This is a genomic window from Streptomyces sp. NPDC055506, from assembly GCF_053643595.1.
The window spans coordinates 24,057-42,430 of the sequence record NZ_JBSHKH010000070.1 but is presented as its reverse complement, the minus strand read 5'-3'; the positions used below and the strand labels follow the sequence as shown (position 1 = coordinate 42,430).

The following is an 18,374-nucleotide window of genomic DNA, read 5'->3' as shown; positions in this document are numbered from 1 at the left end:
CACCCCCCGGCGCGGCCCCGACCCACCACCCGGCGATAGGCGCTACGCGCACCCCACCAAACCCGCACCCTCACGCCACCGACCCGATCCGCGTCCTGATGTCCTCCGGCGACAGTGCCCCCTTGGCTGTCACATGGTCCCCCGACGACTCCCCGCGCAACCGGCGTCCGATCCACGGCACCAGGAACTCGCGCGCCCAGTGGACGTCGTCCCGCCGGATGTCGAGCGTGCCGCGGGGCGGCAGCGGAGGCCACTCCTGCTCGGGGTCGGCCGGAACATCGAGGCCGAGCACCTGGCCCGCGCGGAGCGCCACGCGCGTGTGGCCGTCGGGCGACAGGTGCAGCCGGTCGGCGTCCCAGGCCCGGCGGTCCTGGACACTGCGCAGGGACCACAGGTCGAGCACCGGACAGCCGTACCGGTCGGCGATGGCCCGGACATGCCCGTTGTACGTGGCGATCTTGCCGCGCAGATGCCTGAGCACGGGCACGCGACGGGTGTCGAACCCGGTCGTCACCATCACCGTGCCGGCCACCGCGGCCAGCTGGGCGATGGCCTGCTCGAACCGCTCGGCCACCTCGTCCGGGTCGGTGCCGGGCCGGATGATGTCGTTGCCCCCGGCGCAGAACGAGACGAGGTCCGGGGCCATGTCGACGGCCCGCGGGAGCTGGTTCGCCACGATCTGGTCGAGGAGTTTTCCGCGTACGGCCAAGTTGGTGTACCGGAAGTCGCCTTCGGGCCTGCGGTCGGCGAGCAGGACGGCGAACCGGTCGGCCCAGCCGACGAACGCCCCGTCGGGGCCGGGATCGCCGACGCCCTCGGTGAAGCTGTCCCCCAGCGCCACGTACGACCCGATCACTGCTCTGCTGTCACTCTTCGAATCGTCTGCCACAGCCGCTCATGATTCACCCTCGAATGTGACCTACGCGACCGTAGGAAGGGGTTGACGGGCGGTGAGATAAGCCACTCCTAAAGGCTTCGCCAACTCCGGAATAGGCCGCCCCTCACGGACGTTCCGGGGTCAGTCGCCAGACCCGGAAGCCCGTGATCCGGAAATGGCTCCACACGGTCCGGAAGGCGAAGTGCCCGCTCGTGTACGGCTGCGGATCGGTGTAGTCGAAGACGAGCCGCCCGTTGTTCCACCACCGCACCGTCGACCCGTCGGAGACGATCCGGACCCGGTTCGGCTCGCCCGGGACCAGCAGCGGCTCGGTGTAGTCGTAGACCAGTGGGCGCACACCGGCCTGGCCCACGTAACGCCGCAGCCGGGTCGTGGTGTTGTAGTTGGCGCCGAACCCGGCGTAGTACGTCGTCAGGTGGTCGTACTCCTCCAGCGCCCCGCCGCGCGGCGTCGCGAAGAGGTCCTCCGGGGAGCGGACGTCGGTCGCGTTCCAGAAGTTGTTGAGGTCCGAGACCCGGTCGTTGACCCCGCCCTCGGAGACGGGCGTGGCGGTGTACTCGAGGACGTACGGCCCCTCGAGACGCCGCCTGAACCAGACGGTCGCTCCGCCCGGTACGTCGATGTCCAGGACGCCGCGGGAGGCGGTGACGGAGCCGCCGTCCTGGAGTTCGGCCGCCCACCGACCGAGGCCGTGGCAGAAGTCGTCGTGGGCGATGAGGCGGCGGCGCCGGGGTGCGGCGTGGGCGCTCCCCGACGGGGCGAGGGTCGCCAGCGCGGCTCCGGCCGCCAGGGCTCCGAACGTTCTGCGGGTGGTCGGCACGGGACACGGCTCCTTCAGAAAGCGCTTGCACTCACGACGGGATCACTGTGTCCCAACTGCCGCCTTCTGTCGATCCCTTGAGGGCCGATCGATTGAGTCGACCGGCAGCCGCACACACCGAAGGCCGGACCCGGGGATCGGGGTCCGGCCTTCGGCTGCGTGTCAGGCAGGTGGTCGTGCGAGGGGTCAGCCCACGGAGACGCCGTGCGAGCGCAGGTAGGCGACCGGGTCCACGTCCGAGCCGTAGTCCGGCGAGGTGCGGATCTCGAAGTGCAGGTGCGGTCCGGTCACATTGCCGGTCGCACCGGACAGGCCGACCTGCTGCCCGGCCGTCACGGTCTGGCCGGCCGAGACGGAGAGCTGGGACAGGTGGGCGTACTGCGCGTACTTGCCGTCCTCGAGCTGGATGACGACCTGGTTGCCGTACGCGCCGCCCCAGCCGGCGGAGACGACCGTGCCGGCGCCGACGGCCTTGAGCGAGGTGCCGGTCGGGACGACGAAGTCGACACCGGTGTGGTAGCCGCTGGACCACATGCTGCCGGACATGTGGTACGGGGTTCCGACGGCGGCGCCGTCCACCGGGAGGCTGAAGCCGGAGGCCTCGGCGGCCGGCTTGGCGGCGGCCGGCTTCGCGGCGGTGTCGGCCTTCGGGGCCGACTCGGAGGCGGACGACTTCTCAGCCGACGCCTTGGGCTTCTCGGCCGCCTTGGGCGCGGACGACTGCGTCTTGGGCGCGCTCGCCGTCTTCTTGCCGATCGAGAGCTTCAGGCCCGGGTGGATCAGCGACGGGTCGGAGCCGACGGCGTCACGGTTGTCGCTGTAGAGCTTCTTCCAGCCGCCGCTGACGTTCTGGTCGTCGGCGATCTTCGCGAGATAGTCGCCGGCCTTCACGGTGTACGTGTGGGCGCCCGTGGCCTTTCCGGCGGCCTTCTTCTCTGCGGCCGGAGCGGACTGGACGGCCTTTTCCGGAGCCGACTGCGGGGTCGCGGCGTGGGCGCCTGCGGCCCCCATGAGCGGAAGGGCGAGGGCGGCCCCACCGGTTCCGGCGACGGCTATGGAGCGGGTGAAGCGCTGGGACTTCGGGCGGCGGTGCTTACCCTTCGCGGGCATGGCGAATTCCTCTCCGGCGCCTGCGAGGTGAGCTGTCGGGTGCGGGCTGGAGATGCCCGGCCGCGCCGAAGTGCGGCTGAACCCCAAGCCGTTCCGGGAACCGGAACAGGCGTCTTACCTGTGGGTCCCCCGCTCCTGCCATACACGGGTGAGTGTGTGGGGCTCCGGGCGGCGGCAGGATTAGGCGTCCGTCCGGATTGGTGTGGAACGTAAGCGACCGAGACGCAATGGGACAAGCTTGCGGTTGCCCGTGAGGGCGTTTTTCTTGACGCGTCGGCACATTTCCCGTCACCGAGCGTGGATTTCCGATCTCTGTTTCGCCTCAATGCCCCTGAATAACGCAAGAATTACGTGAACATGACGACAACAGATCGTCACGAATATGACGATGGTCACGCACCCCGACCTCATCTCCTTTACGATCGGGGCACGTTATACCTAAACACCTGAAGTGCCTTATTCGCCTTATCCACCCGATCCGGACAGAACGGCTACTTGCGCCGAAGGCGGACTACCGCGGCATCCAGATCCCCGCGCAGACCGATCCGCAGTCCGTGGTGAGTGAGTACGACCCCTCGGTGAACTTCGCCCGTTTCGAGGCATTCGTACACTGCTGTCGGGTCGAGACCCCGCAGCCGGAGGGCCGGAACGGGCTCGCCGTAGCGCTGCGCCTGGAGCCAGGCGAGGACGACGGTCTCGTCACCGAGGACGTACTGCACCGCGCTCGAGCCGCCCTCCGGCGCCCGCAGCCGGTACAGGTCGCCGCGCTGCACCACGGGCCGGATCTCCTTGTAGAGCTCCACCCAGCCCCGCGCCTCGGCGAGCTCCTCCGCCGTCCACCGTGTGAGGTCGCCACCCACTCCGAGCACACCGGCCATGGCACTGACGAACCGGAACCGCAGGGAGCTGGCCCGCTGGTTGAGCATGGCGTTCGGGCTGTCGGTGACCCAGGCGGCCATGACCCGGGCCGGATGGATCTGGCTGAAGCCGTGCTGGATGGCGAGCCGGTCGAGCGGGTCGGTGTTGTCGGAGGTCCACACCTGGTCCGTGCGGCCCAGCACCCCGAGGTCGATCCGGCCGCCGCCGCCCGAGCACGACTCGAAGGCCACACCGGGGTGGGCCGCCCGCAACCGGTCCAGCAGGGCGTACAGGGCATGGACGTGGTCGACCCAGAGCCGCTGCGGGTAGGGGTCGTCCGGCCAGCCGGCGTCGGTGAAGCAACGGTTGAAGTCCCACTTGACGTAGTCGATGGGTGCGCTGGAGAGCAGTCCGTCGAGCTGCTCCCACAGGTACTCCTGGACGTCCTCGCGGGCCAGGTTCAGTACGAGCTGATTGCGAAACTCCGTCCGCTTTCGTCCCGATTGGTACTGCACCCAGTCCGGGTGGGCGCGGTACAGGTCGCTGTCCGCGTTGACCATCTCCGGCTCGACCCAGATCCCGAACCGCATGCCGAGGCCGTGCACATGGTCGGCGAGCGGCTTCAGCCCGCCCGGGAAGCGGTCGGGGTTGGGGGTCCAGTCACCGAGCCCGGCCCGGTCGCTGGTCCGGGATCCGAACCAGCCGTCGTCGACCACGAACAGCTCGACGCCCATGGCCGCGGCCCGCTCGGCGAGCGCCCGCTGCTGCTCCTCCGAGATGTCGAACTCGGTGGCCTCCCAGGAGTTGAACAGCACCGGCCGGTCCCGGTCCGCGTCCGGGACGACGTGGGCCCGCTGCCAGGCGTGCCAGGCGCGGCTCGCCCCGCCGAAGCCGCCGTCGCTCCAGAGCCCGGCGAAGACGGGGGTGGTGTACGACCCGCCCGCGCCCAGCCTCAGCAGGCCCGAGTCGTCGTGTCCGGCCCCGCCGGTGATCTGCACGCGCGCGTCCGGGAGTTGGGCCACCGCGATCCGCCAGGACCCGGACCAGCCCAGGGCGCAGCCGTAGACCTCCCCGCGCTCCTCGGTCGCGTCGGAGTCGAGCGCGACCCAGGGCAGATGCTGGTGGGAGGTGTGGCCGCGGCGGCTGCCGATGACCTTCTCGCCGTAGGTGAGGGCGGAGCGCGTCAGCCGGGACTCGGCGCCCCAGCGGCCGTGCAGTTGGGACAGCCGCCAGGTGTCGCGGTCGGGCAGGGTCCAGGTGGCGGAGTCGGCGCGCAGCACCTCGACGTCCGGCCCCTGGTTCTCCAGGGTCACCCAGCGCTCCACGACATCGGCCGAGGAACGCATCCGGTAGTGCAGCGTGACGGCCAGGCCGCCGTCACGGAAGCGGAGCCGCAGCTCGCCGTCCTCGGCGTCATGCCCCTCGTAGGACCACTCGGTGCCGCGGCGCTCTGCGGTGCGCACGGACAGGGCGGGCCGGGCGAAGCGGGGGCCGCCCTCGACCGGATACTCCTCGCGTCCGTCGAGCGGGGACTCGAAGGCCCAGTAGTCCGGCAGTGGCCGGACGGCCAGGGCCTCGGCGTCGGCGAGGCCGATCCGCGCCCCCCAGTGCAGGTGCAGCAGCTCGTCCCGGTCGGTGACATGGACGGCGTAACTGCTGGCCGGCCCCGAGAGCACCCATGTACGACCGTCTTCGGAGATCTCCAGCATCAAGCCCTCACAGATTCGAACAAGCCCGACCAGGTGCGACCAGGCCCCAACATCATCAAGGGCTTCGGGGGCTCCCGGCAACGCCTGTGGACAACTCATTGCCCCTGGCAGGCATGTCGTATCGTCAAGTGGTGCCCGTCGACGAGCCGCGCCGACGGCACCGAGTGGGAGGAGCCCCCGTGACGCAGCAGGTCCCCTCGACCGAACCCGAGCTGGCCGCAGTGCGCAATTTCCGTGATGTGGGCGGACTGCCGACCGTGGACGGACGGCGGGTGCGGCCGGGAGTGCTGTTCCGCAGCGGCCACCTCGCGCACGCGACCGGTGAGGACGCCGCCTTCCTGACCGGTCTGGGCCTGCACACGATCTTCGACTTCCGTAACGAGGCGGACCAGAAGCTCGAAGGCCCGGACGTCGAGCTGCCGGGCGTGCGCAATGTAAATCTGCCGCTGACCGACCCAGCGGACGGCGCGGAGTTCTGGAAGATGGTCCGCGACGGCGACCTGGAGCAGCTGCGCGCGCTCCTCTCGGACGGCAAGGGCGCGGGCCGGATGATCGCCTCGTACCGCACGATCATCAAGCACCGCACCGCCGAGCACTCGAAGGTGCTGCACGCGCTGGCCGAGGACAGCGTCCCCGCGCTGATGCACTGCGCGGCGGGCAAGGACCGCGCGGGCCTCTCGATCGCGGTGACGCTGCTCGCGGTGGGCGTCGAGCGCGAGGCGATCGTCGAGGACTATCTGAAGTCGAACGCCAAGCACCGCCGCTACAAGGTGCGGCGCAGCGGTTCAGCCGACTCGGCCTACTCCCCCGAGGTCATGGAGCTGCTCAGCCCCCTGTTCGACGCGCGCGCCGAGTATCTGTCGGCGGCCTTCGACACCATCGAGGAGACCTGGGGCGGCGTCGACGCCTATCTGGAGAAGGGGCTCGAGATCGCTCCGGAGACGCGTGAGCGACTGCGCGAGCGGCTTCTCGACTGAGACAAGGGTCAGCGGGCCCCCGCCTCGAAGAGGAAATAGACGAACGCGGCGAAGACGTGCCCCATCACGAGGTAAACGAACAGCCGCACCCACAGGGCGCGCGGGAACTTCTCCTCCATGTCGCTCAAGGCGTCTCTCCAAGGGTGGGGCCCAGGCACAGGGTGGCCGTGGGACTCTGCAACAGGGTGTGGACGAAAAGCAGCTCGACGCCGTCCTGGTCCTCGGCGGCGATCCGGTGCGGGGTGAGCGAGTCGAAGTGGGCGCTGTCGCCGGGCGCCAGCCGGTGCGTGGTGTCCCCGAGGCGCAGCCGCAGCCGGCCCCGCAGCACATGGAGCCACTCCTCGCCCGGGTGGACGCGCACGATGTCGCCCTGGGAGCCGTGGGGCACGTGGACCCGCAAGGCCTGCATCCCGCGTCCGGGGGCGCCGGCCTGCCAGTACGTCCAGCCGCCCGCCGTGGTCGGTTCCATGTCGGCCGAGCGGACGACGGCGTCCCGGTCGGCGACCGTCTCGCCGAGCAGTTCGGAGACAGTCGTACCGTAGACACGGGCGAGTGCGAGCAGCATCGGCAGCGAGGGCTGGCGCTGCCCGGTCTCCAGACGGGAGAGGTGGGCGGGCGACAGCCCGGCGGCACGGGCCGCGGCCTCCAGCGTCAGGGAGGCCTGACGCCGCAGCGCGCGCAGCTGCGGGGCTACGACGGGCAGCTCACCGGGCTGTTCGGAGGAGCTCATGCCTCCATTCAGCCGGAGACTTGCCTCTGCGGCAACTTTCTTGCCTCTGAGGCAAAGTCCGCCGAGCCCGCGCCTACCGGTTGGCCACCGCCTGCTTGACCAGGGTCTTCCCGAAGTCCCACACCAGGCCGCCGTTGTGCGCGTCGTCCATCACGGCGGTGAAGGCGTCGACGAAGCGGTCCACCTCCCGCTCGCCGATGATCAGCGGCGGGATCAGCTTGATCACCTCCATGTGGTCGCCGGAGACCTGGGTGAGGATCCGGTGCCGCTGGAGCAGCGGTACGACGACCATCTGCGCGAACAGTCCCTTGCGCGCGGCCTGGAGCATGGTCCAGCGGCTGCGCAGCTTCAGCGACTTCGGCCGGCCGAACTCGATGCCGATCATCAGTCCCCGGCCGCGGACGTCGGAGAGCATCTCGTACCGGTCCGTCAGTGCCGCCAGCCGGGATCTGAGCCGTTCCCCGGTTGCCCGGACATTGGCCACGACCTGCTCGTTCTCCATCACCGACAGCACCGCGAGGCCCGCCGCCATGGCCTGCGCGTTGGACCCGAAGCTCGCCGAGTGGACCAGCACCCGGTCCATGGACGAGTAGACCTTCTTGAAGATCCAGTCCTTGCCGAGCGTGGCGCCGACCGGCACATAGCCGCCGGAGAGCGCCTTGGCCACGCACACCAGGTCCGGTTCCACGCCCTCCTCGTGCTGGTAGCCGTAGAAGTCGCCGGTGCGGCCGAGGCCGGTCTGCACCTCGTCGGCGATGAGCAGCGCCTTGTGCCGGTGCAGCAGCTCCTGGGCGGCGGGCAGATAGCCGGGCGGGGCCGCCAGCACGCCCTTGCCCTGGATCGGCTCGACGATCAGGGCGGCGACATCGCCCTTCTTCAGCTCCCGTGAGAGCGCGTCGAGGTCGCCGAGCGGTACGGCCGTGTCGGGCAGCAGCGGGGCGAAGCCGTCGCGGAAGCCGGACTCGCCGTTCACGGAGAGGGAGCCGGTGGTCAGGCCGTGGAAGGCGTGCGCGCAGTACAGGATCCTGGGCCTGCCGGTGACGAACCGGGCGAACTTCAGCGCTCCCTCGACCGCCTCCGTGCCGCTGTTGCCGAAGAACACCCGGTCCAGATGCGGGCTGTGCGCGAGCAGCTTCTCGGCCAGCAGGCCCGGCAGCGGCTGGCAGTCGAACCGGGTGAGGTCGGCGAGCCGGGCGTCCAGGACGTCGTGCAGTGCCTTGCGTACGACGGGGTGGTGGCGGCCGATCCCCATCACCCCGAACCCGGCGAGCATGTCGAGGTAGTCGTTGCCGTCCGCGTCGTAGAAGTAGGCGCCCTCGGCGCGCTCGTAGACCTTGTCGAAGCCGATGGTGTGCAGCATGCGCGGGAGCTGGTGGTTGAGGTACCGGGTGTGCAGCTCGTAGCGCTCGGCTCCGCGCTCGGCCAGCAGCTTGCCGAGGTCGAACTCCCCTGCCTGCGACGACTCCGACGCGGATTCGGCGGTTGTCATTCCAGTGGCTCCTTGGACAGCTCTTGCGTGACGGCCATGCTTCCGCTGATCCGTCCGGCGATCTCGACGGGTGTCAGGCCGATGTCGGCGAGCACCTCGCCGCGCTTGGCGTGCGCGAGGAACTGCTCCGGGATGCCGAAGCGCCGTACCGGTACGTCGACGTCGGCGTCACCGAGGGCCAGCGCCACGGCGGAGCCGACCCCGGCCGCCCGGCTGTTGTCCTCGACGACGGCGACCAGGCGGTGTGCGGCGGCGAGGCCCGGGAGCGCCGGGTCGACGGGCTTGACCCAGCGGGGGTCGACGACGGTGCAGCCGATCCCGCGGGCTTCGAGCAGTTCGGCTGCCTGGAGGCAGACGGGCGCCATCACGCCCACGGCCACCAGGAGGACCTGTGGCTCCGGAGCACGGTGCAGCACGTCCAGTCCGCCCACCCGGTCCAGAGCCGGGACCGCCGGGCCGACGGCCTCCTTCGGGAAGCGCAGCAGGGTCGGGGCGTCGTCGACGGCGACCGCCTCGCGCAGTTGGGCGCGCAACTGGTCGGCGTCGCGCGGCGCGGCGATCCGCAGACCGGGGACGACCTGGAGGACGGACATGTCCCACATGCCGTTGTGGGAGGCCCCGTCGACGCCGGTGACCCCGGCCCGGTCCAGGACGAAGGTCACCCCGCAGCGGTGCAGGGCCACGTCCATCAGCAGCTGGTCGAAGGCGCGGTTGAGGAAGGTGGCGTAGACGGCGACGACCGGGTGCAGGCCGCCCGTGGCCAGGCCCGCCGCGGAGACGGCCGCGTGCTGCTCGGCGATGCCCACGTCCCACACCCGGTCCGGGAACCGCTCGGCGAACGAGCCGAGGCCGACCGGGTGCAGCATGGCGGCGGTGATCGCCACCACGTCGTCCCGCTCCTCGCCGATTTTGACGATCTCGTCGCCGAAGACCGAGGTCCAGGAGGGGCCGCCGGCCGGTGAGAGCGGCGCGCAGGTCAGCGGGTCCATGACGCCGACGGTGTGGAAGTGGTCCTCCTCGTGGGCGAGGGCGGGTTCGTAGCCGCGGCCCTTCTCGGTGAGGCAGTGGACGAGGACCGGCCCGTGGAAGCGTTTCGCGCGCCGCAGGGCGGACTCCACGGCCCCGATGTCGTGCCCGTCGATCGGGCCGACGTACTTCAGGCCGAGGTCCTCGAACAGGCCCTGCGGGGCGAAGGCGTCCTTGAAGCCCTTCTTCGCGCCGTGCAGGGCCTCGTAGAGGGTGTGGCCGATCAGGGGCGTGCCCTGGAGCACGTCCTTGCCCCAGGCCAGGACCCGCTCGTAGCCGTCGGTCGTGCGCAGTGTCGCGAGGTGGTTGGCGAGGCCGCCGATGGTGGGGGCGTAGGAGCGTTCGTTGTCGTTGACGACGATGATCAGCGGCCGGTTCTTGGCGGCCGCGATGTTGTTCAGGGCCTCCCAGGCCATGCCGCCGGTCAGGGCGCCGTCGCCGATGACCGCGACGACATGGCCCTTCTCCCCCTGTACCTGGCGGGCCTTGGCCAGCCCGTCGGCCCAGCCGAGGGCCGTGGAGGCGTGGCTGTTCTCGATGACGTCGTGCTCGGACTCCTCACGTGAGGGGTAGCCGGACAGGCCGCCCTTGCCGCGCAGTTTGGAGAAGTCCTGCCGTCCCGTCAGAAGCTTGTGGACATAGCTCTGGTGGCCGGTGTCCCACAGGATGCGGTCCACCGGTGACTCGAAGACCCGGTGCAGGGCCACGGTGAGCTCCACCACGCCCAGGTTGGGTCCCAGATGGCCTCCGGTCCTGGCGACCGCGTGCACCAGGAACTCCCTGATCTCATCGGACAGTTCACCGAGTTCCGCCTCGGACAGCGCCTTCAGATCGCGTGGTCCCCGGATGCTCTCCAGAATCGTCACGTCGGGCCCCCTTCGAATTCCGTGCTGCTCAGCTCACGGTGACGGCCGGCTCCCCCGGGCCCGTGCCGTCCTGCTCCATCTGCTCGGCGATCTTCATCGCCTCTTCGATCAGCGTCTCGACGATCTTCGACTCGGGGACGGTCTTGATGACCTCGCCCTTCACGAAGATCTGCCCCTTGCCGTTGCCGGAGGCCACCCCCAGATCGGCCTCCCGCGCCTCGCCGGGGCCGTTGACCACACACCCCATGACGGCGACGCGCAACGGCACCTCCAGGCCATCGAGTCCGGCCGTGACCTCGTCGGCGAGCTTGTAGACATCGACCTGGGCACGTCCGCAGGAGGGACAGGAGACGATCTCCAGCCTGCGCTCCCTGAGGCCCAGGGACTGCAGGATCTGGATGCCGACCTTGACCTCCTCGGCCGGCGGCGCCGACAGCGACACCCGGATCGTGTCGCCGATACCGCGCGACAGCAGCGCGCCGAACGCCACCGCCGACTTGATCGTGCCCTGGAACGCCGGGCCCGCCTCCGTCACCCCCAGGTGCAGCGGGTAGTCGCACTGCTCGGCGAGTTGCCCGTACGCCTCGATCATCACGACCGGGTCGTTGTGCTTGACGGAGATCTTGATGTCCCGGAAGCCGTGCTCCTCGAACAGCGAGGCCTCCCACAGAGCGCTCTCCACCAGCGCCTCCGGGGTCGCCCTGCCGTACTTCTGGAGCAGCCGCCGGTCCAGCGACCCGGCGTTGACGCCGATCCGGATCGGGGTGCCGTGGTCCTTGGCGGCCTGCGCGATCTCCTTGATCCGGTCGTCGAACTGCTTGATGTTGCCGGGGTTGACGCGGACGGCGGCGCAGCCCGCCTCGATGGCCGCGAACACGTACTTCGGCTGGAAGTGGATGTCCGCGATCACCGGGATCTGCGACTTGCGCGCGATGGTCGCGAGCGCGTCCGCGTCGTCCTGGGTCGGGCAGGCGACCCGGACGATCTGGCAGCCGGACGCGGTGAGTTCGGCGATCTGCTGCAGGGTGGCGCCGATGTCCGACGTACGGGTCGTCGTCATCGACTGCACCGACACCGGGGCCCCGCCCCCGACCGCCACCGGACCGACCTGGATCCGGCGCGAGGCGCGCCGCTCCGCGATCGGCCGGGCCGGCACCTCGGGGACACCCAGCGAAATGGCGGTCATGGCATCCGCTCCCGGTTCCCGGAGACCGTCTCGCGCATGGCGCGCAGGGACTCCTTCAGCGATCCCATGGTGGCCAGCACGGCGGTGGGCTCGTAGCCGCAGTGCGCCATGCAGTTGGCGCAGCGCGGGTCCTTGCCGCGTCCGTACTTGTCCCAGTCGGTGTCCTCGACCAGCTCCCGGTACGTCGGCACGTACCCGTCGCTCATCAGGTAGCAGGGGCGCTGCCAGCCGAACAGCGAGTAGTTCGGGATCGCCCACGCGGTGCACGGGAAGTCGACCTTGCCCTCCAGGAAGTCCAGGAAGAGCGGGGAGTGGTTGAGCCGCCAGCGCCGCCGGTTGCCGCCCGCGAAGGCCTTCTTGAACAGCTCGCGGGTCTGCTCCACACCGAGGAAGTGCTCCTGGTCGGGGGCCTTCTCGTAGGCATAGGCGGGCGAGATCATCATCTCGTCGACCTTGAGGTCGTCGTTGAGGAAGTTCAGCACCTCGATGATGGTCTGCGGGGTGTCGGTGTTGAAGAAGGTCGAGTTGGTGGTCACCCGGAAGCCGCGCCGCTTGGCCTCCTTGATGGCCTCCACGGCCTCGTCGAAGACGCCCTCCTTCGCCACCGACTCGTCGTGCCGCTCGCGCAGCCCGTCGATGTGCACCGCGAAGGCGAAATAGGGGGAGGGCTTGAACTTGTCCATCTTCTTGCGCATGAGCAGCGCGTTGGTGCACAGGAAGACGTACTTCCGCCTGGCCACCAGCTGACGCGCGATCTCGTCGATCTGCGGGTGCATCAGGGGCTCGCCACCGGCGATGGACACCATGGGGGCACCGGACTCCAGCACCGCTCCGACCGCCTGCGCGACCGGCATCCGCTGCTTGAGCACCCCGGCCGGGTGCTGGATCTTGCCGCACCCCTCGCACTTGAGGTTGCAGGCGAACAGCGGCTCCAGCTCGACGATCAGCGGGAACTTGTCCCGCCGGCGGAGCTTCTGTTCAGCCAAGTATGTAGCGACCTTGATGGACTGTCGAAGCGGCATGGCCATCTGGCTCACCTCCTGGGGAGCAGCAAGGAACGGTGCCATTCGAAGAAAGCGGGAAGGACGGAACGAAGAACACGGAAAGCTGATATTCCACCGCGCACCGTGCCGATCCGGACGAGTTCATGTTCTGGAGCGTCCACGACCACCCGGACGGCCGCAACCGGGCGCTCGCCCGCGCGCACGGCGCTCAGGAGCGTGACGGCGGACTCCATGTCGACCGCGATCGCCCCGGTCGCGCGCAGATCGGACCGTTCGGGACCGCGCACGACGTGGTCGGAGCCGGTGAGCGGCCCGGTGTGCACGGTCCGCCCGGGTACGGCCCGGGCCAGCTCCTTGACCAGCAGCTCGGTCCCGACGCAGGCGGTCGTGCCACGCGGGTCGCGGGTCTCCTCGGCGACGACCAGGTCACCGGGGTGCATGCCGGGGGCGAGGCCCGCGCAGAAGCCGGTGGCCAGGACGGCGGCCTCGCTCAGGGCCGGATCGGCGAGCATCCGGGTGACGGACCGCTCGGCCGCCGCCGGCCCCATGCCGGTGCGCAGCACGGTGACCAGCCCGCCGGCGCCGCCTCGGTCGCCCGCGCGCAGGGCGAGCTGCTCGATGCCGAGCGCGCAGGCGATCAGCAGCGGGACCGGGGCGGGCGGGGTGCTCATCAGCTCCCCTCAGCCTCGGTGAACGGCCTCCCGGCCGCACCACTCCCCTTGTGCCGGTCGGCGAAGGGCTCTCCGTGGAGGTACCGGCCGAGCGCGGTGAGCGGGAACACCTGCCGGTAGAGGTGGTAGTTGATCGAGAAGTCCCACGGGAAGCCCGTCCCCGTGAAATAGGGCTCGTCCCAGGAACCGTCCTCCCGCTGGGTGGCCGCGAGCCATTCGACACCGCGTTCGACGGCCTTGGAGTCCCGCTCCCCCGCCGCGAGCAGGGCCATCAGGGCCCACGCCGTCTGGGAGGCGGTCGAGGCGCCCTTGCCGCTCCATTCCTTGACGTCCTTGTAGGAGCGCAGGTCCTCGCCCCAGCCGCCGTCGTCGTTCTGGACCGACTCCAGCCAGGCCACGGCCCGCCGGATCGCCGGATGCGCGGCGGGGAGGCCCGCGGCCACCAGGGCCGGTACGACGGATCCGGTGCCGTAGACGTAGTTGACGCCCCAGCGCCCGAACCACGAGCCGTCCGCTTCCTGTTCGGCCAGCAGCCATTCGATGCCGCGCCGGGTGCGCGGGTGGTGGGCGAGTCCCTCCACCGCGAGCATCTCGACGACGTGCGCGGTGACGTCGGCGGAGGGCGGGTCGATGACCTCGCCGAAGTCGCAGAACGGCAGCCGGTTCGGGAACGGGCTGGTGTTGTCGACGTCGAAGGCGGCCCACGCGCCGTTCTTCGACTGCATGCCGAGGGTCCAGCGCAGACCGCGCCCGATGGCCTTGTCCAGCTTCTCCGGGTCGTGGTGCGTGATCCTGCGCAGCGCGAGGATCACCTCGGCGGTGTCGTCGATGTCGGGGTAGTTGTCGTTGTGGAACTCGAACGCCCAGCCGCCGGGCGGCAGTCCGGGCCGCTTGACGGACCAGTCGCCCGGTCTGACGATCTCCTCGCCCAGCATCCAGTCCGCGGCCTTCACCAACTGGGGGTGGTCGGCGGGCAGTCCGGCGTCGACGAGCGCGATCGCGGCGAGGCAGGTGTCCCAGACCGGCGACTGGCAGGCCTCGATCATCCGGGCCCCGTCCTCGCGCCACACGGCGAACCGGTCCAGGGACGCCAGGCCCTCCCGCATCACGGGGTGCTCAAGGTCGTAGCCGAGCAGGTGCAGGGCGATGATCGAGTACACGGCGGGCGGCTGGATTCCGCCCCAGCAGCCGTCGTTCTCCTGCCGTTCGACGATCCAGCGGGCGGCACTGTTCATGGCGGCTCTGCGCAGCCGGCGCGGGGCTACCTTCCGCAGGGCGTGCAGGCCCTTGTCCATCCGCTGGAAGGCGCCGTCCCAACTGACCACCGGGGCAAGGGGCTTGGCGGGATTCGGGACGGCCGGGTCGGTGTGCAGCTCGTCGAGCGGGAAGGGCGCGGGGCGTACCGGCCGCTTCGCGGAGACGATCGTCAGCGGCACGATGGTCTGCCGGGCCCAGCAGCCGAAGTCGTAGATGTTGAGCGGCAGCCACTTCGGGAACCAGATCAGTTCCGGGGGGAGTTCGGGCAGGTCCTCCCACTTCCACCAGCCGAACAGGGCCAGCCAGATCCTCGTGAAAACCCGGGCGGCGGCGATGCCGCCCTGCTCGCGGATCCAGGCGGAGGCCTTGGCCATGTGGGGCGCGTCGGGCGCGTCGCCCGCCAGGCGGAGGGCGACGTAGGCCTCGATACTGGCGGAGAGTTCGCCGGGGCCGCCGTAGAAGGTCGCCCAGGCGCCGTCGTCGCGCTGCTCGCCGCGGATGAAGAGGGCCGCGGCCCGGGTGGTCTTCTCATCGCGGATGCCGAGGAACTGACGGAGCAGCAGGTCCTCGGCGTCCATCGTGACGTTGGTCTCGAGGTCGCCCTTCCACCAGCCCTCGGCGTCCTGGCGGGAGAGCAGGAAGTCGGTGGCGCGCCGGGCGGCGCGTGCGGCGGCTTCTGGTACCCCGGCCGCCGCGGGGATGTCGGTGTCGTGTTCGCTGGCCGCGGCGGCGCGGGGTGGCAGGGCCCCGGTGCTTCCGTCGGTCGTCGCTGTCATGGCTTCCCCTTCGTGCAGTGGTGCAAGGTGTGCAGCTGCTGTGGGTCCGCCGTCGGCCGGTGCTCCGTGCTGTCTCGCGGCACCGGCCGGCGACTACGCGAGGGCTATTCGACCGATAGTGATCATCTCTTTCGTACGACGACGAAGTCGGCGAGCGCCGCGAACTGGTCCCGCACCCGGTCGGGCATGTCGACGGCGTCGAGGGCTTCGATGGCGATGGTGTGCTGGCGGCGTGCCTCGTCGGCGGTCCACTCGCGGCCGCCCGCCTCCTCGATGAGGGCGGCGCGGGCCGCGAACTCCTCCTCGGAGAAGTTCTCGAAGTCGCTCGCCTTGGCGTCGGCGGCGAGGATCTCGCCGAGCCGCTCGGAGGCGGAGCCGCCCGCCGCGAGGGCGGCCACGACCGGCAGCGACTTCTTGCGCTGGCGCAGGTCGCTCCAGGTCTGCTTGCCGGTGGAGACCGGGTCGCCCCAGATGCCGAGGAGGTCGTCGACCGCCTGGAAGGCGAGGCCCAGGTGGTAGCCGTACTTCTCCAGTGTGTCGGCGGTGCGGTCGTCGGCGCCGCCGAGAACCGCGCCGATGGAGCTGGCGCTGGCGAGCAGGGCGCCGGTCTTGTTGCCCTCCATCTCCAGGCACTCCTCGACGGTGACGCGGTCGCGGTGCTCGTAGGAGATGTCCTGGGCCTGACCGTCGATCAGGGCGCGGCTGGCGGTGGTCAGACGGCGGGTGGCGCGGCCGGCCTCGACGGTGCCGAGTTCGAGGAGCACCTCGTTGGCGAGGGCGAACAGGGCGTCGCCGACCAGGATGGCCTGGGCGGGGCCGTGCACCTTCCAGACGGTGTCGCGGTGACGGCGCTGCTCGTCGCCGTCCATCAGGTCGTCGTGGAGGAGGGAGAAGTTGTGGACGAGTTCCACGGCGACGGCGCCGGGGATGCCGGTCTCGGGGACGGCGGACATGACCTCGGCGGAGAGCACCGCGAGTGCGGGGCGCACGGCCTTGCCGCCGTCCCCCTCCGTGGGCCTGCCCTGGGCGTCGATCCATCCGAAGTGGTAGGCGGCAACAGTGTCCATGGGAGGTGCCAGGCGGTCGATGGCCGCCCGCAGGACCGGCATGGCCAGGGTCCGACCGCGCTCCAGGAGCGCGGCCACGTCCACCGCGGTCTCTCGAGCGGCCTTCGAGGCCGGGGGCACAGTGGGCACAGTCTCTCCTCTTGTTGCGGTACCGGAGGTGCGGGGGCCGCCTGCCGTGTGGTGCTGGTCGAGCATCACGCCGCCTCGTCGAACTCGAAGAGGTGGCGTGGGCGGGGCCGGCCCAGGGCGCCCAGCACGGCGTCCGCCGCACCGACGCCGCTGCGGACCGCACTCTCCATGGTCGCGGGCCACCCGGTGGCGGTCCACGCTCCGGCCAGGTAGAGGCCGGATGCCTTGGTGCGGGCGCCGGGCCTGAGGCGCCCGACGCCGGGGGTGGGAGCGAAGGTCGCGGTGCGCTCCCGGGTGACGAAGAAGTCCCTCACCTCGGCGCCGCGGGTCAGGGGCAGCAGCCGCTCCAGTTCGGGCAGGTACCGCTCGCGCAGCACGGCCACGGGTTCGTCGATCTCGTCCTGGGCCGCCGACTGGGACAGGGCCAGGTACTGGCCCTCGCGCAGCCCCGACGCCTCGGTACGGTCGAAGACCCACTGCACCGGGGAGCCGAGGGCGGTGAAGAAGGGCCGGGCGAGCACCTTCCGGTCGTACACCACATGGACGTTGAGGATCGGCGCGGTGCCGATCTCCAGGAGCCGCTCGGGGGCGTCCAGCGCGCCCTCGGGCAGCAGGTCGTAGGCCTCGCGCTGCGGTACGGCGAACACCACCGCGTCGGCCTCCAGCGTCTCGCCGGGAACCTGGACGCTCCAGCCGCCGTTCGTGTTCCCGGCGACGGAGGTGACGCGGGTGCGGAGCTCGGTGCGGACGCCCGCGGAGTCGAGCGCCTTGCGGGCCAGCCGGTCGTGCAGTTCGCCGAGCGGGACGTGCGCCCAGCCGATGTCGGCCGCGCCCGGGTCGGACAGCAGACCGGTCTTGAACACCATCGCGGCGAGGCCGAGGGAGGCGTCGCCCGCGACCGCGTTGAGGGTGGCGATTCCGACCAGGTCCCACAGGGCCTCGACGGCACGCGCCGACTGGCCGTGCGAGGCCAGCCAGCTGCCGAAGTCCTGCGCGTCCAGCGCCGGATCGGCGAGGTCGAGTCCCTTGAGCGCGAGCGCGGCCCGGCCCACCTTGGCGCGGTCGGCGAGCGAGAGGTGCGGGTAGGTGGCGAGGCTGCGCCCCAGATGCAGGGGCACGGGCAGCGCGTCGCGCCGCAGCCTGCCGAGCCGGCGTCCCTCGGGCCGCGCGACGTCGAGGACGGGTACGTCGAGCCGGTCCTGCAGCGGAGCCAGCGCCGCTCCCTCGATGCGGTCGAGGAACCAGCGGTAGGCGGTGCAGCAGCGCAGGTACACGTGCTGTCCGTTGTCGACGGTGAGATCGCCGCGCTGGAAGGAGAAGGCCAGTCCGCCGAGTCTCGGCCTGCTCTCCAGCAGCGTGACACGCACTCCGGCGTCGGCGAGCGCGAGCGCGGTGGTGACACCGGCGAGCCCGCCGCCCACCACGACGGTGTGCCGTCCGTCCGCGACCGGCCCCTGGGACCGCGTGCCGTGGGTCATCGCGCACCCTCCCCTGCGCGGCGGCCGTGCGACTCGAACGACGCACGGCCGGCCATCTCAGTCAGGGACGCCGCCCCGCGCCGGAGGGTTGCCCGCCGCTTGTCTCCGACGGTGTGGCGGAGGAGGACGTCGCAGCCGCGCCCGACCGCCGCTACCACGCCGACGCGGCCGCCCGGCCCGGCGCCGACGACCGCGACACATCCCGGGAGGCGGAGCGGGGAAGGCCCCGGCTGGGGCCCCCGGCAGGCGCGCGGGTCGCGCGCCGTCACGCCGAGACCGCCCAACCCACCCCGGGCCACCCGGCAAGCACGCGAGACGCCCGC

Annotated in this window: 16 protein-coding genes and 1 riboswitch; of the genes, 1 reads left to right on the top strand and 15 read right to left on the bottom strand. The window is 70.9% G+C overall.

What is annotated here, in order from left to right; genetic code table 11:
• Nucleotides 1-70 precede the first annotated feature (70 nt).
• From ACWIF2_RS24925 to ACWIF2_RS24910, 4 genes are all read right to left on the bottom strand, one after another.
• A complete protein-coding gene (locus ACWIF2_RS24925; protein ID WP_454362863.1) occupies nt 71-856 on the bottom strand; it encodes an SGNH/GDSL hydrolase family protein in 786 nt (261 codons plus the stop codon).
• Nucleotides 857-1,001: 145 nt separating this feature from the next.
• Nucleotides 1,002-1,718: a DUF6250 domain-containing protein gene (locus ACWIF2_RS24920; RefSeq protein WP_454362858.1), complete on the bottom strand. Its 717-nt coding sequence runs from the start codon at nt 1,716-1,718 to the stop codon at nt 1,002-1,004.
• 186 nt (nt 1,719-1,904) lie between these two features.
• Nucleotides 1,905-2,828: a M23 family metallopeptidase gene (locus ACWIF2_RS24915; RefSeq protein ID WP_454362857.1), complete on the bottom strand. Its 924-nt coding sequence runs from the start codon at nt 2,826-2,828 to the stop codon at nt 1,905-1,907.
• 4 nt (nt 2,829-2,832) lie between these two features.
• Nucleotides 2,833-2,989: riboswitch (cyclic di-AMP (ydaO/yuaA leader) on the bottom strand.
• Between the two features lie 330 nt (nt 2,990-3,319).
• A complete protein-coding gene (locus ACWIF2_RS24910; protein WP_454362856.1) occupies nt 3,320-5,395 on the bottom strand; it encodes an alpha-galactosidase in 2,076 nt (691 codons plus the stop codon).
• 179 nt (nt 5,396-5,574) lie between these two features.
• Between ACWIF2_RS24910 and ACWIF2_RS24905 the strand changes: the two genes are divergently transcribed.
• A complete protein-coding gene (locus tag ACWIF2_RS24905; protein ID WP_454362855.1) occupies nt 5,575-6,372 on the top strand; it encodes a tyrosine-protein phosphatase in 798 nt (265 codons plus the stop codon).
• Nucleotides 6,373-6,380: 8 nt separating this feature from the next.
• Here the strand turns inward: ACWIF2_RS24905 and ACWIF2_RS24900 are convergent, their stop codons facing one another.
• From ACWIF2_RS24900 to ACWIF2_RS24850, 11 genes are all read right to left on the bottom strand, one after another.
• Nucleotides 6,381-6,500 carry a DUF6126 family protein gene (locus ACWIF2_RS24900; RefSeq protein WP_190050455.1) on the bottom strand — a complete coding sequence of 40 codons (120 nt, stop codon included), beginning with the start codon at nt 6,498-6,500 and terminating at the stop codon, nt 6,381-6,383.
• Nucleotides 6,497-7,102, bottom strand: a complete 606-nt coding sequence (locus ACWIF2_RS24895) for a helix-turn-helix domain-containing protein (RefSeq protein ID WP_454362854.1) — start codon at nt 7,100-7,102, stop codon at nt 6,497-6,499. Before ACWIF2_RS24895 ends, ACWIF2_RS24900 begins: the two co-directional genes overlap by 4 nt.
• 73 nt (nt 7,103-7,175) lie before the next feature.
• Nucleotides 7,176-8,591, bottom strand: coding sequence for an aspartate aminotransferase family protein (locus tag ACWIF2_RS24890; protein ID WP_454362853.1), 1,416 nt, complete (start codon nt 8,589-8,591; stop codon nt 7,176-7,178).
• Nucleotides 8,588-10,483: a 1-deoxy-D-xylulose-5-phosphate synthase gene (gene dxs / locus ACWIF2_RS24885; RefSeq protein ID WP_454362852.1), complete on the bottom strand. Its 1,896-nt coding sequence runs from the start codon at nt 10,481-10,483 to the stop codon at nt 8,588-8,590. Before dxs ends, ACWIF2_RS24890 begins: the two co-directional genes overlap by 4 nt.
• Nucleotides 10,484-10,511: 28 nt before the next feature.
• On the bottom strand, nt 10,512-11,669 hold the full coding sequence (ispG, locus tag ACWIF2_RS24880) for a flavodoxin-dependent (E)-4-hydroxy-3-methylbut-2-enyl-diphosphate synthase (protein ID WP_454362851.1): 1,158 nt from the start codon (nt 11,667-11,669) through the stop codon (nt 10,512-10,514).
• Nucleotides 11,666-12,697: an adenosyl-hopene transferase HpnH gene (hpnH, locus tag ACWIF2_RS24875; protein WP_454362850.1), complete on the bottom strand. Its 1,032-nt coding sequence runs from the start codon at nt 12,695-12,697 to the stop codon at nt 11,666-11,668. Before hpnH ends, ispG begins: the two co-directional genes overlap by 4 nt.
• Nucleotides 12,698-12,702: 5 nt before the next feature.
• Nucleotides 12,703-13,344 carry a phosphorylase family protein gene (locus tag ACWIF2_RS24870; RefSeq protein ID WP_454362849.1) on the bottom strand — a complete coding sequence of 214 codons (642 nt, stop codon included), beginning with the start codon at nt 13,342-13,344 and terminating at the stop codon, nt 12,703-12,705.
• Nucleotides 13,344-15,377: a squalene--hopene cyclase gene (gene shc / locus ACWIF2_RS24865; protein ID WP_454362848.1), complete on the bottom strand. Its 2,034-nt coding sequence runs from the start codon at nt 15,375-15,377 to the stop codon at nt 13,344-13,346. Before shc ends, ACWIF2_RS24870 begins: the two co-directional genes overlap by 1 nt.
• Nucleotides 15,378-15,499: 122 nt before the next feature.
• Entirely contained in the window at nt 15,500-16,564 is a 1,065-nt protein-coding gene (locus ACWIF2_RS24860) for a polyprenyl synthetase family protein (protein WP_454362862.1), read from the bottom strand.
• A gap of 74 nt (nt 16,565-16,638) precedes the next feature.
• Nucleotides 16,639-18,051, bottom strand: coding sequence for a hydroxysqualene dehydroxylase HpnE (hpnE, locus tag ACWIF2_RS24855; RefSeq protein ID WP_454362847.1), 1,413 nt, complete (start codon nt 18,049-18,051; stop codon nt 16,639-16,641).
• The gene (locus ACWIF2_RS24850; protein ID WP_454362861.1) at nt 18,048-18,209 is read right to left on the bottom strand and encodes a DUF6380 family protein; all 162 of its coding nucleotides are present in this window, start codon (nt 18,207-18,209) and stop codon (nt 18,048-18,050) included. Before ACWIF2_RS24850 ends, hpnE begins: the two co-directional genes overlap by 4 nt.
• Nucleotides 18,210-18,374: the final 165 nt, after the last annotated feature.

Coding starts and splice junctions, on each gene's coding strand:
- ACWIF2_RS24895 (WP_454362854.1), bottom strand. CDS start 7,102: ATGAGCTCCTCCGAACAGCCCGGTGAGCTGCCCGTCGTAGCCCCGCAG.
- ACWIF2_RS24910 (WP_454362856.1), bottom strand. CDS start 5,395: ATGCTGGAGATCTCCGAAGACGGTCGTACATGGGTGCTCTCGGGGCCG.
- shc (WP_454362848.1), bottom strand. CDS start 15,377: ATGACAGCGACGACCGACGGAAGCACCGGGGCCCTGCCACCCCGCGCC.
- ispG (WP_454362851.1), bottom strand. CDS start 11,669: ATGACCGCCATTTCGCTGGGTGTCCCCGAGGTGCCGGCCCGGCCGATC.
- ACWIF2_RS24870 (WP_454362849.1), bottom strand. CDS start 13,344: ATGAGCACCCCGCCCGCCCCGGTCCCGCTGCTGATCGCCTGCGCGCTC.
- hpnE (WP_454362847.1), bottom strand. CDS start 18,051: ATGACCCACGGCACGCGGTCCCAGGGGCCGGTCGCGGACGGACGGCAC.
- hpnH (WP_454362850.1), bottom strand. CDS start 12,697: ATGGCCATGCCGCTTCGACAGTCCATCAAGGTCGCTACATACTTGGCT.
- ACWIF2_RS24915 (WP_454362857.1), bottom strand. CDS start 2,828: ATGCCCGCGAAGGGTAAGCACCGCCGCCCGAAGTCCCAGCGCTTCACC.
- ACWIF2_RS24890 (WP_454362853.1), bottom strand. CDS start 8,591: ATGACAACCGCCGAATCCGCGTCGGAGTCGTCGCAGGCAGGGGAGTTC.